This is a genomic window from Streptococcus bouchesdurhonensis, assembly GCF_948472335.1.
The window spans coordinates 378,585-395,138 of the sequence record NZ_CAOKTW010000003.1; the positions used below are offsets into that span (position 1 = coordinate 378,585).

Annotated in this window: 17 protein-coding genes; all 17 read right to left on the reverse strand. The window is 44.2% G+C overall.

Features of this window, described 5'->3' with window-relative positions:
- Nucleotides 1-16 precede the first annotated feature (16 nt).
- Nucleotides 17-1,918 (reverse strand): Stk1 family PASTA domain-containing Ser/Thr kinase, encoded by a 1,902-nt coding sequence (gene pknB, locus QMQ21_RS07095; RefSeq protein ID WP_261814172.1) that lies wholly within the window; start codon nucleotides 1,916-1,918, stop codon nucleotides 17-19.
- Entirely contained in the window at nucleotides 1,915-2,655 is a 741-nt protein-coding gene (locus tag QMQ21_RS07100; RefSeq protein ID WP_000406256.1) for a Stp1/IreP family PP2C-type Ser/Thr phosphatase, read from the reverse strand. The genes pknB and QMQ21_RS07100 overlap by 4 nt, the downstream gene beginning before the upstream one ends.
- Before the next feature lie 14 nt (nucleotides 2,656-2,669).
- Nucleotides 2,670-3,983, reverse strand: a complete 1,314-nt coding sequence (rsmB, locus tag QMQ21_RS07105; RefSeq protein WP_261814173.1) for a 16S rRNA (cytosine(967)-C(5))-methyltransferase RsmB — start codon at nucleotides 3,981-3,983, stop codon at nucleotides 2,670-2,672.
- Complete coding sequence (fmt, locus tag QMQ21_RS07110) at nucleotides 3,976-4,911, reverse strand: methionyl-tRNA formyltransferase (protein ID WP_070528901.1); 936 nt, start codon at nucleotides 4,909-4,911, stop codon at nucleotides 3,976-3,978. The genes rsmB and fmt overlap by 8 nt, the downstream gene beginning before the upstream one ends.
- A 12-nt stretch (nucleotides 4,912-4,923) precedes the next feature.
- Complete coding sequence (locus QMQ21_RS07115; protein WP_261814174.1) at nucleotides 4,924-7,320, reverse strand: primosomal protein N'; 2,397 nt, start codon at nucleotides 7,318-7,320, stop codon at nucleotides 4,924-4,926.
- A gap of 65 nt (nucleotides 7,321-7,385) precedes the next feature.
- Complete coding sequence (gene rpoZ / locus QMQ21_RS07120; RefSeq protein ID WP_004255434.1) at nucleotides 7,386-7,700, reverse strand: DNA-directed RNA polymerase subunit omega; 315 nt, start codon at nucleotides 7,698-7,700, stop codon at nucleotides 7,386-7,388.
- Between the two features lie 24 nt (nucleotides 7,701-7,724).
- Complete coding sequence (gene gmk, locus QMQ21_RS07125; RefSeq protein WP_000775041.1) at nucleotides 7,725-8,351, reverse strand: guanylate kinase; 627 nt, start codon at nucleotides 8,349-8,351, stop codon at nucleotides 7,725-7,727.
- A gap of 128 nt (nucleotides 8,352-8,479) precedes the next feature.
- Entirely contained in the window at nucleotides 8,480-10,093 is a 1,614-nt protein-coding gene (locus tag QMQ21_RS07130) for a ribonuclease Y (RefSeq protein ID WP_261015806.1), read from the reverse strand.
- A gap of 190 nt (nucleotides 10,094-10,283) precedes the next feature.
- Nucleotides 10,284-11,381, reverse strand: coding sequence for a nucleotidyltransferase (locus QMQ21_RS07135; protein ID WP_049500243.1), 1,098 nt, complete (start codon nucleotides 11,379-11,381; stop codon nucleotides 10,284-10,286).
- A 9-nt stretch (nucleotides 11,382-11,390) separates the two neighbouring features.
- Nucleotides 11,391-12,131 carry a class I SAM-dependent DNA methyltransferase gene (locus QMQ21_RS07140; RefSeq protein ID WP_004255427.1) on the reverse strand — a complete coding sequence of 247 codons (741 nt, stop codon included), beginning with the start codon at nucleotides 12,129-12,131 and terminating at the stop codon, nucleotides 11,391-11,393.
- A gap of 110 nt (nucleotides 12,132-12,241) precedes the next feature.
- Nucleotides 12,242-12,595 carry a ribosome silencing factor gene (gene rsfS, locus QMQ21_RS07145; protein ID WP_004255425.1) on the reverse strand — a complete coding sequence of 118 codons (354 nt, stop codon included), beginning with the start codon at nucleotides 12,593-12,595 and terminating at the stop codon, nucleotides 12,242-12,244.
- A 12-nt stretch (nucleotides 12,596-12,607) separates the two neighbouring features.
- Nucleotides 12,608-13,108 carry a cysteine hydrolase family protein gene (locus QMQ21_RS07150; protein ID WP_004255420.1) on the reverse strand — a complete coding sequence of 167 codons (501 nt, stop codon included), beginning with the start codon at nucleotides 13,106-13,108 and terminating at the stop codon, nucleotides 12,608-12,610.
- Nucleotides 13,109-13,702 (reverse strand): bis(5'-nucleosyl)-tetraphosphatase (symmetrical) YqeK, encoded by a 594-nt coding sequence (gene yqeK, locus QMQ21_RS07155; RefSeq protein WP_049502047.1) that lies wholly within the window; start codon nucleotides 13,700-13,702, stop codon nucleotides 13,109-13,111. It abuts the gene before it with no gap.
- On the reverse strand, nucleotides 13,702-14,331 hold the full coding sequence (locus QMQ21_RS07160; RefSeq protein ID WP_004255416.1) for a nicotinate-nucleotide adenylyltransferase: 630 nt from the start codon (nucleotides 14,329-14,331) through the stop codon (nucleotides 13,702-13,704). Before QMQ21_RS07160 ends, yqeK begins: the two co-directional genes overlap by 1 nt.
- A 51-nt stretch (nucleotides 14,332-14,382) precedes the next feature.
- Nucleotides 14,383-14,694 (reverse strand): ribosome assembly RNA-binding protein YhbY, encoded by a 312-nt coding sequence (gene yhbY / locus QMQ21_RS07165; RefSeq protein WP_261814175.1) that lies wholly within the window; start codon nucleotides 14,692-14,694, stop codon nucleotides 14,383-14,385.
- A gap of 211 nt (nucleotides 14,695-14,905) precedes the next feature.
- Nucleotides 14,906-16,012 carry a ribosome biogenesis GTPase YqeH gene (gene yqeH / locus QMQ21_RS07170; protein ID WP_020901601.1) on the reverse strand — a complete coding sequence of 369 codons (1,107 nt, stop codon included), beginning with the start codon at nucleotides 16,010-16,012 and terminating at the stop codon, nucleotides 14,906-14,908.
- A gap of 2 nt (nucleotides 16,013-16,014) precedes the next feature.
- A complete protein-coding gene (locus QMQ21_RS07175; RefSeq protein ID WP_049500248.1) occupies nucleotides 16,015-16,542 on the reverse strand; it encodes a YqeG family HAD IIIA-type phosphatase in 528 nt (175 codons plus the stop codon).
- Between the last annotated feature and the right edge of the window lie 12 nt (nucleotides 16,543-16,554).

Genomic DNA, 16,554 nt, shown 5'->3' on the forward strand with positions numbered 1-16,554 from the left:
CATGACAAAGATTCGTTTAATCACGAGAATTTTCGTGGTTGCCTTCACTACTTGATTGAGTAGTAGCAGGTGCATTCCCTCGTTGATTTCCTTGTTGGTTCCCCTGACTTGGTGTCGTAGTAGAACCTTGGTTTCCACGTTGGGCTGGTGCTGATGATGACGTTGACGGTGGTGTTTTTGGTTTGTAGATTGAAATCTTGACACGCGTCTTAGTCAAATCAACCTTTTCGCCTGCTTTTGGACTTTGCTCTACAACAGTCCCCTCAGCAGTTCCATCAGGAGCTGTCGACACTTCTACAACTTCAATATTGGCTTCTTTAATCCCAACAATTTGAACGAGATTATTTTTAGTAAATTCAAGACTAGATCCTATATAACTTGGCATAGCAACGCTGGTTACTTTCTTAGCAACGGTTAAGGTAATTGTTGAGGCCTTGCTCAAATCATAGGTTGTTCCGGCAGCTGGACTCTGTCTGAGAACGGTTCCTGCTTCACTCTCACTTGATTCTTCTTCCTCAATCTTGATGAGATTTTCAGGAACCTTCTTCTGCTTGAGTTCTGCGATAACATCTGTCGATTTACGGCCGATATAGTTACTCAATTGGAAAGATTGCTTGCCTGATGAGACAACCAAATTGATTTTCGAACCTTCTTTTCGAGTCTTTCCAGCTTCAGGATCTGTACGGATAATCCGCCCTTCTTCCACCTTTTCACTAGCCTCTGATTTCTCCTCGCCAATCTCAAAATTGGCTTTCTTGAGCGTTTCCTTGGCTTCCGCAACTGTCTGGCCTGCCACATCTGGAATGGCAATGGTTGCAGGAGTTCTAGATAGTATCCAAATCAGAGAGGCTGCCACCAATACAATGCTGGCCAACAAAATCATATAACGAACTCTAAATTTCCGTTTCTTAACAGTCTTGCTTGCGTAATTGTCTTCTGAAACCTGCTGACTAGGTTTCGCAGTCTGTGGCTTCGGACTCTGTGTTTGCACCTTAGGAATAGAAGTCAAGGTACTTTGCGGTACTTTAGGAAGAGTTTTAGTATCTGCCTTAGTTGCATCGTCAAAGACTAGCTTTGGTTCATTACGACGATTATAAGACAAACTACTCGACAAATCCACATACATTTCAGCGACTGATTTGTAACGATCTGTTAATTTCTTAGCAGTTGCCTTGATAACAACATTTTCTAATGCCTGAGGCACAGATGGATTTTCAGCTATAACCGACGGCAGAGGTTTCTGGAAATGCTGGAGGGCGATGGTTACCGCACTATCCCCATCGTAAGGAATATGACCTGTCAGCATCTCATAGAAAATAATCCCCATGGCATAGATATCACTCTGCACAGTTGCTTTAGAACCACGCGCCTGCTCTGGCGATAAATAATGAACGGAACCCAGCATTGAGTTGGTCTGAGTCAAACTCGTCTCTGCAAAGGCTACTGCAATCCCAAAGTCTGTAACCTTGGCAGTCCCATCTGGGGTCAAAAGGATATTTTGCGGTTTCAAATCCCTGTGAACAATTCCTCGAGTATGGGCTAAGCGCATAGCCAAGAGGATTTGTCCCATGATTCGAACCGCTTCTTCATTTGAAAGAGGGTGATGTTCCTTGATATAGCGTTTGAGGTCTAATCCAGCAACATATTCCATTGCAAGATACTGTTGTCCCTCTTCTTCACCGATATCTGTAATCCGAACGATATGAGGATGGTCCAGATCCGCCATGGCTCTCGCTTCCCGCTGGAAACGCGCCACAGCAATCGGGTCTGTCTGGTAGTTGGTTCTCAGGACCTTTACTGCCACTTCTTCCCCGTCTAGAATCAAATCTTTAGCCAAGTAAACATCTGCCATGCCTCCTCGACCAATCTGTTTGAGAATCCGATACCGCCCGGCAAAAATCTTGCCGATTTGGATCATTCTGTTTCCTCCTCATTAACAGCAATAAGGGCAACTGTGATGTTGTCTAAACCACCCGCATTGTTGGCAAAACGGATCAAGGTTGCTGCCTTATCTGCCAAAGAAATATCGCTGGTTACAATATCAGAAATCTCACTGCCTGAAATCATATTTGTCAAGCCATCACTATTGAGTAAGAGATAGTCTCCCGGCTCAAGGGTGATCATTCCAAAATCAGGCTGAATTTCGTCTTTTTGACCGATTGACTGGGTAATAATATTTTTCTGTGGATGGCTAGCAGCTTCTTCAGGTGTCAATTGACCTGCCTTAAGCAATTCATTGACCAAAGAATGGTCGCTCGTTAACTGGTGGTATTCTTCTCCACGAATCAAACCGATACGAGAATCCCCAATGTGGGCATAGATAGCCTGATTATCAATAATGGCTACAGCCTCAAGGGTTGTTCCCATTCCTTTATAGGCTTCATTTTGTCCCAATTGGTTAATCCTTTGATTTTCAATCTCAAGGTTGTTAGCAAACCATTCACGTACTTCATTAACTGTATCGATTTGAGTATCTACCCAAGCTACACCTAGGTCTGTTACCGCCATTTCACTAGCGATATTCCCTGCGCGATGACCTCCCATACCATCAGCTAGGATAATCATAGTACGTCCAGCTCTATTGACATAGTGGTTGACATAGTCTTGGTTATTTGTTCGTTTCTGACCAACATCTGTTAATAATGAAATTTCCATGTGTTAGTTCCTTCCTAATCCGATATCTTACGAAATTGACTGATAAAAAATCCATCACTTCCATACAATTCAGGTGTAATGAGGATACAGCCGTCTTTCATGATATCCTTACATTCATGTTCTAGTGTAACCTGCTCAAATTCAGGATGACTTTCTAAAAATGCCTGTACGACTTGAAAGTTCTCCTCTGAGACAATAGTACAGGTACTATAAGTTATTATACCACCTTTGCGTAGTGTTTGACAAACACTACCTAATATTTCTAGCTGAATTTCCTGCAAGGACGCGAAATCTGCCGTTTCTTTATTGTATTTGATGTCTGGTTTTCGGCGCAGAAGACCGATTCCTGAACAGGGAGCATCTACCAAAATCTTATCAAATGAATCCTGACCAAAAAACTCATGCACCTTTCTGGCATCTAATTTTTGCATTTGAACCCGATCTGCAACTCCCAAACGTTGGGCATTTTCTTGTATTAAGTCCAACTTATGGTCGTACAAGTCCAGAGCAGTAACCTGACCTGTCGTTAGATAAGAGGCTATATGGGCTGTTTTCCCACCTGGAGCCGCACAGGCATCTAGAACCTGCTCACCACCTTGTAAATCAAGAGTGGGAGCAACCAGCTGACTAGACTCGTCTTGGATAGTAATAGCCCCCTCTGAAAATAGGTCATGGCCTGCAAAATGCCCCTGCTCCTTGACGAGACCAAAAACAGACAAAGGTGAATCACTGGCCTCCAACAAGACTTGGATTTCTTCTTTTCGTCCTAGGTCCGTTACACGAATACTAGCCTTGTTGCGCACCAAAAGGCTTTCAAAGATAGCTTGAGCTCGCTCTTCTCCGTATTCTTCCTTGAGCTTGGCAACTAGCCAAACTGGAAGAGAATAGGCAATAGAATCACGCTTGTTTTTTCGCTTGATGCTAGCAATATCTGGCCAGCCTTCACGCAAGATACGGCGAAGGACAGCGTTGACCAATTTTTCACTGCCTTTTTTACGGACTTTGGCCAATTCTACTGCTTCATTGACCACAGCATGGTCTGGAATCTTGTCCAAATAGCGGAGCTGGTAAGCACTCATGAGAAGAAGGACATAAAGCCAACTATCTAACTGGTCTCTGTCTTCGATAAAGTGGGATAGGTACCATTCCAGAGTCAGTTTACGGGCTACCGTTCCATAGACCAGCTCGGTCACCAAGCCCTTGTCTGCTGCCGAAAGTTGACTTCCCTTGAAATGCTTATTTAAGGCGATGTTTGAGTATGCTTGATTGATAAAAACATCCTCTAATGCTGCTAGAGCTAAACTTCTAGCCGTTTCTACTTTAGTCACCAAATCGTTCTCCTACAGTCAATGTCCGTCCAAGTCCGTTGAGGAAGGAAGCAATGTCCATCTTAGGTTTACCAGCTGGCTGCACTTGTTTGAGGGATAGAGCCCCTTCTGCCGTTGCGACAATCAATTCTTTCTTACCAATAGAGAGGATCTCACCTGGATTTCCCTTACCTTCCACTAGTAGTGCTTCATAAATCTTAAAGCGGTCGCCCTTAAGGAAAGTATGGGCAACAGGCCACGGATTCATTCCACGGATTTGGTTAAAGAGTTGACGATTGCTTTTAGTCCAATCTAACTTTTCTTCCTCTGGCTTGATATTGGGCGAGAAAGTAACTTGACTTGGATCCTGCGGTTCAGGTTTGATTTCCCCAGCAATGTAGGCAGACAAAGTGTCTAAAAGCAAATCGCGACCAACTAGCGCCAATTTCTCAAACAAGGTGCCGACATTGTCCTCATCCGTAATCGGAATACTACGACGAGAAATCATATCTCCTGCATCCATTTCCTTAACCATCTCCATAATGGTCACACCAGCTTCCTCATCCCCTTGAATCAAGGCATAATGGATAGGCGCACCACCACGGTGTTTAGGAAGAAGAGAGGCATGAACGTTGACCGCAAAGTCCATGCTATCAAGGAGTTTACTTGGGAGAAACTGCCCAAAAGCAGCAGTCACAATTCCATCCGCTCCCAAATTCATAATCGCTTCCATCTCTGGACTTCCAGATAATTTTTCAGGTTGGTAGATAGGAAGACCTGCTTCCTTGGCAGCCTGCTTGACTGGTGTTTCTTGGATAACTTTTTTACGACCAACAGCACGGTCTGGCTGGGTTACAACGGCTAGAATTTCGTAACGGTCATCTGTCAAAAGTCCTTTTAAGACTGTTGCTGAAAAGTCGGGTGTCCCCATAAAGATTAGTTTTGTCATATCTTCTCCTTCTTATAAAAATTGCTGTGGCTCATGGTCAATGCTAAGACGGAGCTCACTATTTTCCCGTTCTTGAGTTAAAGCCAGAACCCGATTGAGGGTTGGCCCCAGCTCATCTTCTAAACGATATTTAATCAAAATCTGGTAATGATAGAGGTTGTGGGTACGAGCAATGGGCTTGGGCGTCGGCCCGAGAATCTTACTGGTCTCTGACAAACCTGACCGCAAAATATTCATGACTTCATAGGCACGTTTGACCACCTCTTCTTCTTTCTTGTGAGAAAGGGTAATGCCAATGGTGAAATAGTAAGGTGGATAGCCAAGTTGTCGTCTAATTCCCATTTCATAGGCATAAAAACCTTCGTAGTCCTGATCCTTGGCAAATCGAATAGCATAATGCTGCGGATTGTAAGACTGGATCAAAACCTGACCAGCTTTTTCAGCACGACCTGCTCGACCTGCCACCTGAGTCAAGAGCTGGAAGGTTCTCTCAGAAGAACGGAAATCAGGCAGATTCAAAGCTGTATCCGCATTAAGAACTCCGACTAGGGTTACATTGGGAAAATCCAATCCCTTGGCAATCATTTGAGTTCCCAGCAAGATATCTGCTTCTCCTCGTCCAAACTGATCAAGAAGAGCTTGGTGACTGCCTTTCTTGCGGGTCGTATCCACATCCATACGCAGAATGCGGGCTTGAGGAAAGAGTTCTGCTAGCTCATCATAAGCTTTTTGAGTCCCTGTTCCATAGTAACGAATACTGCGACTCTTACAGTTAGGACAGACCTGAGGAATGTCCTTAGAAAACCCACAATAATGGCAGTTCATGGTCTTGGTATCCATGTGCAAGGTCAAGGAAATGTCACAGTTGGGACAAGTATCCACGGTCCCACACTCCCGACACATGACAAAGCTAGAATAACCACGGCGATTGAGCATGAGAACCACCTGCTCTTTTTTAGCTAGACGGTCTTGAATGGCTTCTAGCAAGGGAGGCGTAAAGTTTGACGTCTCATTTTGTCCGATATAGTCTCGAAAATCAATCACTTGAACCTCAGGGATCCTAGCCAAAGGATTGGCGCGTTGGGTCAGACGTAAATGTTGATAGACGCCTTTTCCAGCCCGAGCACGGCTTTCCAGACTAGGAGTTGCTGAACCAAGTACCAGAACTGCTTGATTATACTGAGCCCGTAAAATGGCTACTTCTCTGGCATGGTAACGGGGATTGCTGTCCTGCTTATAAGTCGCTTCATGCTCTTCATCAATAATCATGACACCCAGATTTTTCAGTGGAGCAAAAATGGCAGATCTAGCACCCACAACAACTTGGGCATCTCCGCGTTCCACCTTGCGCCATTCATCATACTTTTCACCATTGGATAGGCCTGAATGAAGAATGGCCACCTTGTCCCCAAAACGTGCTATAAAACGCTCCGTCATCTGTGGAGTCAGGGAAATCTCAGGCACCAGCAAAATAGCTGTCTTGCCCTTGTCCAAGGCCCCTTGGATAATCTGCAAGTAAACCTCCGTCTTCCCACTTCCTGTAATCCCTTGAAGGAGGAAGGGAGGTTGATGGCTGCCAATCGCACTCACAACCGCATCACGCGCCTGCCTTTGCTCTGGATTCAACTCCAAAGGCCGACTTACCTCAATGCCTTCAAAATAAGCAGCCGAGCGTTGAACTTCCTTTTGGACTATGGTCACAGCACCTTGTTCCACAAAGAAGTTGACTTGCTCCCGCGAATAGGACTCTAACAAACTAGCCAAGGAAGCACTCTCTGGATGAGAAAGCAAATAGTCTCTCAGTTCTAACTTTTTCTTAGCACGTGCAGAAATATCGACAACTTCTAATTGAGCAAGATTGATCTCATACCAAGACTGGGTCTTGACCTTCTTTTGATCGACAGCCTGATATTCCAAACCAAGCAGACCTTTTCTAGTCAAACGCATCATTTCAGCTTGCTTAGCTAAATCCAGAGAAGAAAAAGCAAGCGAATCTTCTGAACCAAACAAGCGCACTCGGTCCTCCTGACTCAGACCTTCCAGAGGATAGAGAATCTTGTCATAGCTGGAATTTAGAAATCCCGGTAGCATCGCCTTGAGGATGGAAATTTTGTAGGAGAAGACAGATTTGCGGAGCTCCTCAGCCAGCCAGAGTTGTTCTTGCGTGAGAACAGGAGAAAAATCCAGCACCTCGGCAATATCTTTTAAATCTTGCTCCATCTCTTCTTCATCTGATTGGGACTCCAAACCAAGAACAATCCCTTGAATCAGGCGATTCCCCTTACCAAAGGGCACATGAACTCGCATCCCAACCTCCAGCATTCCCAGAAATTCCTCCGGAATCCTATAACTATAGGGCTGGTCTGTCTGCATCAAGGGTACATCTACGATAATCTTTGCTATAGCCATCTTCTCACCTCCTCCTTATCAGTACATTCTTGCAATAGAAAAAATAAGATTGAGTCCCCCCAACCTTAAATTTTTTCACCATCTTCTTTTTCTTTAGCGATTTGCTCTTTGATTTTCTTTTCTTCTTCTTCTTTGCGGCGTTTTTCTTCTTCGATACGGCGACGCACTGCTTCACGTTTTCCTTCTGGATCTGGGTGAATTGTTACGTTTCCTGATTCGATTTCTTCTAAAGCGCGAAGAGTTGATTTTTCAGACTTGAAACCTTGACATGCTGGCGCACCTGCTTCCAATTCATGGGCACGTTTTGCTTCCAAGATTACGAGTGAATATTTTGAAGGAACCTTGTCAAGCAAGGTATCAATAGAGGGTTTTAACATCATTTGCTTGTACCTATTTTCTAAATTTTATCGGGTAGTTGGAGATTTTGGTAACATCTCCTGATAGTGACCAATGACACGATCCACACGGAAGTGCTCTGCTTCGATAACACGTTTGACACGCTCAGCAGCTAGGGGCACCTGATCGTTGACAATCGCATAATCATACTCACGCATGAGGGCAATTTCTTCCTTGGCTTTTTCGATTCGTTGGGCAATCACTTCTGCACTGTCTGTTCCACGACCTACCAAACGATCTTGCAATTCATCCAAATCTGGTGGTGTCAGAAAGATAAAGACAGCATCTGGAACCTTTTTCTTGACCTGAAGAGCACCTTGAACTTCAATTTCAAGGAAAACATCGATTCCCTTGTCCAAGGTTTCATTGACATAGGTCAGAGGAGTTCCATAGTAGTTGCCGACATATTCTGCATATTCCAACATCTGTCCTTGACGAATCAGCTCTTCAAACTCTTCACGAGTACGGAAGAAATAGTCAACACCGTCCACTTCTCCGGGACGTTGTGCGCGTGTCGTCATCGATACAGAGTATTGAAATTGGTTTTCAGAACTCTCAAAAATCTCTCTTCTAACCGTTCCTTTTCCAACCCCTGAAGGACCTGAAAAAACGATTAGTAAGCCTCGGTCTGCCATTGTGTCTCCTTTTAGTCAGTCTGTGAAATAACATTTCTCTAGAATAATGGCAAAAGCCAAATTATCCTTTACAGTCTTTCTATCTAGTGTAACAAAAAAGCAGTAATTTTTCAACTGCTCTTTCTTATTTATTTAGCATAATCTACTGCACGCAACTCGCGAATCACGGTTACCTTGATATTTCCTGGGTAATCTAGATTGTTCTCAATTTTCTCACGAACTTTGTGAGCCAAGATTGTGACTTTGTCGTCCTTGATTTGTCCTGGATTGACCATGATACGGATTTCACGTCCTGCTTGAAGGGCAAAGCTAGTTTGTACTCCTTCAAAGCCGTTAGCAATTTCTTCCAAATCATGAAGACGCTTGATGTAGCTTTCAAGAGACTCACTACGAGCACCTGGACGGGCTGCGCTCAAGGCATCTGCTGCAGCGACGATCACTGCAATCACGCTCTCAGCTTCGACATCGCCGTGGTGACTAGCAATCGTATTGACCACAACTGGGTGTTCCTTGTACTTACGAGCCAATTCCATACCAATTTCAACGTGGCTACCCTCAACCTCGCGGTCAATGGCTTTCCCAATATCGTGAAGGAATCCAGCACGACGGGCAAGAGCCGCATTTTCACCAAGCTCGCTCGCCATAATACCAGCCAGCTTAGCAACTTCAATCGAATGGCGCAAAACATTTTGTCCATAAGAGGTACGGAACTGCAAACGTCCCATAATCTTCATCAAGTCTGGATGAAGGTTTGGTGCACCAATCTCATAGGCAGCAGCCTCACCGTATTCACGGATCTTATTATCAATCTCTTGACGGTTTTTCTCAACCAACTCTTCGATACGAGCTGGATGAATACGACCATCTTTGAGCAACATTTCCATAGTCATACGGGCAATCTCACGACGAATCGGGTCAAATCCTGACAAGGTCACCACTTCTGGTGTATCGTCGATAATCACATCGACCCCTGTCAAACTTTCAAAGGTACGAATGTTACGACCTTCACGACCAATAATGCGTCCCTTCATAGTATCGTCTGGCAGATGGACTGTTGAGTTTGTTGACTCCGCTACATATTCACCAGCGATACGTTGCATTGCTTGAACCAGAATGTCCTTGGCCATTTTGTCAGAACGTTCCTTGACCTCTTGCTCAGCTTCACGAATGCGACTGGCAATCTCCTTGGTCAAGTTCTCCTCTGTCTGAGACAAGATAATATCTCGTGCTTCTGCCTGAGACAGGGCACCAATACGTTCTAGTTCAGCTTCTTTTTGTCTTTCGACTTCCTCTAATTGCTCTTCACGCGCATCAAGGTTTTTCGCTCTATCAGAAATACTTTGTTCTTTTTGTTCAAGTGTTTGTTCTTTACTCGTCAAATTGTCGTCCTTACGGTCAAGGCTAGTAGCTCTCTCTGTCAAACGACTTTCGATTTGTTTGAGTTCTTGACGTTCTGATTTGAATTCAGCGTCCACTTCTTCACGGTATTTTCTGGCTTCTTCTTTGGCCTCCAATAGTGCTTCTTTTTTAAGAGACTTGCTTTCACGTTTGGCTTCATTAACAAGTAAATCCGCTTCACGCTCGGCTTGTCCACGTAAATTAGTTGCTTCTTGTTCAGCATTTAAAAGCATCAACTCTGCAGCTTCCTGAGATGATTTCATCTTGGCTGAGATGCTGACATATCCAATGACTAAACCAATGATGACGGCAAAAACAGCAATCGCAAGCGACATGATTTCCATGTTTTTACCTCATTTTATTGTTATTCCGAATGACATACATTCTTTTACATTCTACCATAAAAAAGTGATTTTCACAAACCTAAAATAGAATATGTTTTGGGGAAATTGGAACACATTCACAAAAATAAAATTGTTATTTAGAAATAGTAGTTTAGTAGAGACTTGAGAAAAAGCCTACTTTTCAGTAGACTTAGTTTATTTCTATTCTAATCGGTACTCTTCCAAAATTCTGCTCTGCTATACTTGGATTTCCCAGTTGGTAAATCTGGTCTGCCTTTTGGGTCATAGCATCCCAAGGTTCTTTGCCAATTCGGCTGACTAGATCGACCTGCCCTTTCAAAGACTTGAGATGTTGCCTGCCTTTTTCAGTAAAGCCAAGAACATGGATGCCTTCTGGCAAGTCACTTTCTCTAGCCTGCACCAAGATATAGGTCAAAAGGCGTCTGACACGCGCCTTGGTGTAACGTTTGGTCGCAACCGCCTCAATCAAGTCTTCCACAGACTGGACTGTCTTGATGGTCTCTTTAATGCGCACAGCCATTTCTTGATTGACCTGATAGATGGTGGTTATGTCGGGATTTGACAAGATTTGATAGCGGAGCAAAGGAAAATAGTCTTCCCAGCTCACTTTACTGGTCTGCTCAAATAGGGCAACAGAAGGCATAAATCGTTCTAAGAAATCTTTGTCCCTTTGGTGCTGACGGAGGGCTGTCGCCGAGGCGAAGTCCACATCCTGGTCCACAGAATGGTAACCAGCCCCCTGACGCTGAATCGGATACAGCTTGATATTTCGTCCCGCAACCGCCTTGGCATAGGCCAAAGCAAGAACATGATTGGGTGTATGGCCTGAAAAATCAAGACCAGCAAATTCCTTCCACATGGCTTGGGTTTTCTGGGGATAGGAGAGAGAATCAGGCAGATTTTCCACAAAATTCTCCATCTCTCTACCTTGCTCTGCGTATAAGTCAGCGATTTTTTGATAATCCAGAACTTCTTCTGTTCCAAAAGCGAGGCTATCAATACCCAACCGAGCCAAGATATCCACAGCCCCTTGGCCAAAGAAATCCGCCGCCTGAACACTGACTAAAAAGGGCAGTTCCACTACCAGATCAGCACCATTTTCAAGCGCCATCTGGGCTCGTGTCCACTTGTCCACGATAGCAGGCTCGCCTCTCTGCATGAAATTCCCAGACATGGCCACAATTTTCAACCCCTTCGTCTGCTCAAGCAGGTATTTGTGGCCATTATGAAAAGGATTGAACTCCGCGATAATACCCGTGATGGTCATGATAATCTCCTACTTCTGCGCCACAAAAAACCAACGGGTGCTGGTTTCTGTTGGCTCTTTGTCTTCAAAGTCCGCAAAGAGTTTGAAGGATTTGAATCCGGCCTGTTCCAGCAAAATATCATAGGTCAAGACCTCATAGGTTCGCTCCTCATGCACTTCATCGTGGCGACTAAAGGAACCATCCGCTTCCTTGACAAAGAAAGTCAACTCATGAACGATAGAGTGAGGCGCCGCATCCTCATAGGTATCCCATAGCATGGCGAAATCTTCTGCATTTTCATGATAAGAATAGCCTGGAAAAACTTCGTCTGTCTGGTAGGTCGAATGCACATCAAAGATGAAAACTCCATCTTCATTAAGGGCATTATACACTTCCTTAAAAACATCCCCTACTTCCACCTCATCCTGCATGTAGCAGATAGAGTCCGAATAACAAGTGACAAAGTCGTATTGACCTACCTTGGACAAATCCAACATATTGCCTTCAATAAAATCAATCTTTTGTTTGGCTGAAGCCGCTCTCTTCTCCGCAATCTTCAGCATATCTGCGCTCAAGTCAAGTCCAGTCACATCAAAACCAGCTTGAGAAAAGCGTACAGACTGGATGCCTGTCCCACAAGCCAATTCCAAGAGTTTTTTTCTCTCCTTTGTCTTAGGCAAATGACCCAGAGAAAAATCCGTCCATTTATCATATAAACTATCGTCCATGACCGCATCATAGACCGCCGCAAAGGTTTCATAAGTTGCCATAATCATGATACCAAGAGCCTCCATGGCAAACACCACTCGCCCTATACCTTTCTATCCATTTTTTCTAAAATAAGCAAAGAAACCCAGTTGGCTACAACTGAGTTCGTCTTCTAAGCAAGAGCTTCTGAAATATCTACTGACTCCGCCTCATGCCATAGCTTTTCTAAGTTATAGTGGGCACGCATTTCTTCTGAAAAGACATGCACGACAACAGAGCCGAGGTCTAGTAGGACCCAACCTCCAGCTGCATCTCCTTCGACATGACTGCCTTTAAAGCCTGCATCGGCTACTTTTTCACGGATATTATCAGCGATAGCGTCCAACTGACGGCTATTCATTGAACTAGTAATAACAAAGTAGTCAGTCACGCTAGTCAAATCTTGGACATCAAGTGCGAGGATATCCTCCGCACGTTTCTCATCAGCCGCTTTCACGACTAGTTCTAGTAATTCTTTTTCGTTCATTTAGTCCTCTTTCTAGAAAATATGCTTGTAATCTAGGACATCTGCAAAGCGCCCCTCCCAAATGCCCTCATAAAATTCATTTATCGTTTCTGCTGGAATGTCTTTCCCATCAAACGTTGTGCAAGTTCCTTCTGGAATAATAAGCTGATAGCCATATTCAAAGGCAACCTTGACAGAGGTATCCACACAATATTCTGTCTGCATACCACATAAAACTAATTTTTCAATCCCCTGTTTATCCAAGTATTCTTTTAAACCAGTTTCTTTGAAAATACTGTTATACTTCTTCTGAAAGACCTTTTCATTAGGTTTTCGACTTAAAAGCTCAGATAACTGCCAATCTTCTGATGTTTGAGCTTCAGCGTTCTCAATATGTTGAACATAGACAATTTCAATATTCTTGCTTCTAGCCTGGTTTTGTAAATAAGAAATTTTTTCCAATAGACTATTTGTCTGAAAACCAGTTTCCACTAAAATATTCTGAACATCAATGATTATAAAAGCCGTCTTCATTTAGTCCTCTTTCAAATAGTGCACAAAGGCGTTATAGGTTTCAAGGGTTTGGGGATAGATAGAGAATCCCTGATGAGCTAGATGCTCCACGGTACGAGCTGTTTCGTAGGCCACCGCCTTATTAAGCGATAAACTTGCAATCTCACGTGCCACATCTACTCCTGGAAAGGCACGATTGTGCTCGATATAGTCTGCGACGTAGATGACTTTATCTAGGTCTGTCATCTGACCAGCACCGACTGTATGGATTTCAATGGCTCGCAGGATTTCTGAATCATGCAAATCCAAATCTTCCTGAATCTTGTAGATGCCAACCATGCCATGCCAGACATTATTGCCCCAGTTTTTGAGATCAGGATCCAGCTGATAACGGTCAATCAGGTCTAGAAATTCCTGATCTGACAGCTTTTTAGCGTAGTCATGAAGAAGGCCTGCTAGTCCTGCTTTCTCGACATCTACTCCAAATCGTTGGGCTAGTTCTATGGCTGCACGCTCCACACCCAAGCAATGGGTTAAGCGTTTTTCAGGTAAAAGCTCTGTCATTTTTTCCAACAAAGCCTCGCGAGAGCAGTTGATATAGTCTTGATAGGCCATCAGTAGAGCCCCTCCTTCTCGATGTAGTCTAGCACCGGCTGAGGCAGGAGAAAGTTGGGTTTCCGACCTTGGGCAAGGAAGTCCCGCACCATGCTGGATGAGATATCCATGAGAGGCACATCCACCCAGATAACTGGATAGGAAGTTCCAGCCTTGTAGCGTGGGCGCTGAACCCCTACAAACTGAACCATGTCGACCAGCTCATCAATTCGGTACCACTTAGGCAAATAGTCCACCATGTCGGCCCCGATGATAAAGTAATAATCCGTATCTGGATACTGCTCTGTCAAAATCTTCATGGTGTCGTAGGTGTAGGAAATGCCCTTGCGCTCTAGCTCGATTGTTTCAATGGCTAGCCCTTCAATCCCCTCAATCGCCAATTCAAGCATCTTGAGACGATGGTGTTCAGGGATGGTTTCCTTTTTATCTACGTGAGGAGGTTGGTACTCAGGCATGAGCAAAACTTGATCCAGTCCTAACTGTTGCCGTACTTGGTCAGCAACAATCAGATGCGCATTGTGAACAGGGTTAAAATTCCCCCCTAAAATCCCGACTTGTTTGCGTTTTTTCTCCTTGATTTCTGGCTCCAACTCTACCTTGGTAAAGGGAGTCAATAATTCGATTGCCATAGGCTAGTCTCCTTTATTTCTCTGTAAAAACAGTTGTTTGGAGTAGTTTTTTTAGATTTCTTTGACTTTTTTAGAAATCTTGCGATTTTCTTTCTTGCTGGATTCTTTAAACAAAATCAAGATGCGTCCGATTTTTTGGACTGTGTCCACACCGATTTCTTCTTCCAAAATTTCAGCTACTTCGTGGATATTTTCATCGGTGTTTTGCAAAAGAGTCACCTTGATCAATTCACGGGCATCAAGAGCTTGACGGACGCTGGTTTTGATTTGGTCGTTGAGTCCATTTTTTCCGATTTGGATGATGGGTTTGAGTGTGTGTGCCTGGCTGTTGAGGAAGGCACGTTGTTTTGATGTTAATGACATAATTTCTTCCTTGCTTTTTGATAGTTATTTTAGGTGGTGAGGGACGGTCGGAACTAATTTTCCAAAGATCTCATCTTTGAAAAATGGATTTCCTGACCTCACAATTGAGCCTTGGTCTCAATTGTGCCCCTTGCCAATCTACAGATTGGCAAGACACCACAGCAATAACTATCTCTTTATGAGCTCACTTTGTTCGCTCAGTAATTTTATTTTAAATAATTGCTTTTCGCGTGACGACTGCGACACCTTCTGGTGCCCAGACGGCGACTTTGGCTGTTCCTGTTACGCGGATCCAGCCGAGTCCAGAGATAACTAGGTCTGTCTTGTCCTTGATGGTAAATACATGTTGGACTAGTTTTGGAAAATCTTCTTTTTCCTTGCTATTTGGTGGTGTCAGAAGGGTTCCTACATGCTTGTCATAGAAAGCACTAGCTCCTTCAAGCTTGGTTCGGTGGAGTTTGAGTTCATTATCAAAGAAGGCTGTGAATCCTTGCTTTTCACCCGCAATGAAGTCAAAGCGTCCGAGACCGCCTAGAAACAGTGTTTGTTCAGGATTGAGCTGATAGGTTTTGGGTTTAATTTCCTTTTTAGGGCTGACATACTTGAGGTTTTTAGCCGTCAAGTAGTGAGCCATCTGGTGGCGGTGGATAATTCCCGGCGTATCGTAGATATAAGAACCGTCGTCAAGCGGAATCTCAATTTTGTCCAAGGTTGTCCCTGGGAAGCGCGAAGTCGTGATGACATTCTGATCACCCGTGATTTCTTGAATGATGGCATTGATGAGGGTTGATTTTCCAACGTTGGTTACACCGACCACATAGACATCGCGGCCCTTACGGTAGTGTTCAATCTTGTCAATGACTTCCTTAATGGCATGTTTGTTTTGTGCTGAAGTTAGGACGACATCGACTGGACGAAGACCTTCTTCGTGGGCACGTTCCATGAGCCACTGGCTAATCTTGCCTGGTTTAACTGACTTGGGCAGGATATCTTTTTTATTTCCAACCAAGAGGACATCATTTCCCGAGACAAAGCGTGGCAAGCCTGGAATGACAGAGCCATTAAAATCAAAGATATCAATGACATTGACCACTAAGGCATCACTGTCTCCCACCTCGTGCAAGAGCTTGAGGAAATCATCGTCCGTCAACTGGACATCCGTGATTTCATTATAGTGGCGGAGACGGAAACAGCGTTGGCAATAGACTTCGCCAGTTTCCAAACCTTTTTCAAGTGCCGACTGGGGGGTAAAACCAAGACCAGCCTTATCTGTCGTCTGAATGGTTGCTCCACAACCAATACAGAGAATTTCTTCCATAGTTAAATTCCTTTTTTATATGTAATCGGTCCGTACGTTTCAGTGATTTTTCGCTTCACACGGCGCTCACGAGCTCGGTTGATCTGTGTTTTGATCGAGTCATGTTGGACCAAGGGTTTGACTAAAATCGAGCGAATGCCTGCACGGTGGGCTGCTCGTATATCTGTCATGAGCTGGTCGCCAACCATGACCACTTCACTTTTCTCATAATGAAATTCCTTCATGGCACGGTCAATCCCAAATGTGAAGGGCTTCAGAGCCCAATAAACGTAGTCAATCCCAAATTTCTCAACTGCTCGTTGGACGCGTTTTTTAGTGTTATTTGATACCACAATGATGCGAATGCCCGCGTCCCGAAGATCATGTAGCCATTGCTTCATCTCTGGCGTCCCGTCAGGGTTGTTCCAAGCAATGAGGGTATTGTCCAAATCGACCAAAACAGCCTTGATTCCATGCGCCTGCAGGCTTGGGACTGTCAGATCATAGACTGCTTCCACAGCAAAGTCTGGCATGTAGTTTTCAATCACCATTTTGGCTCCTTT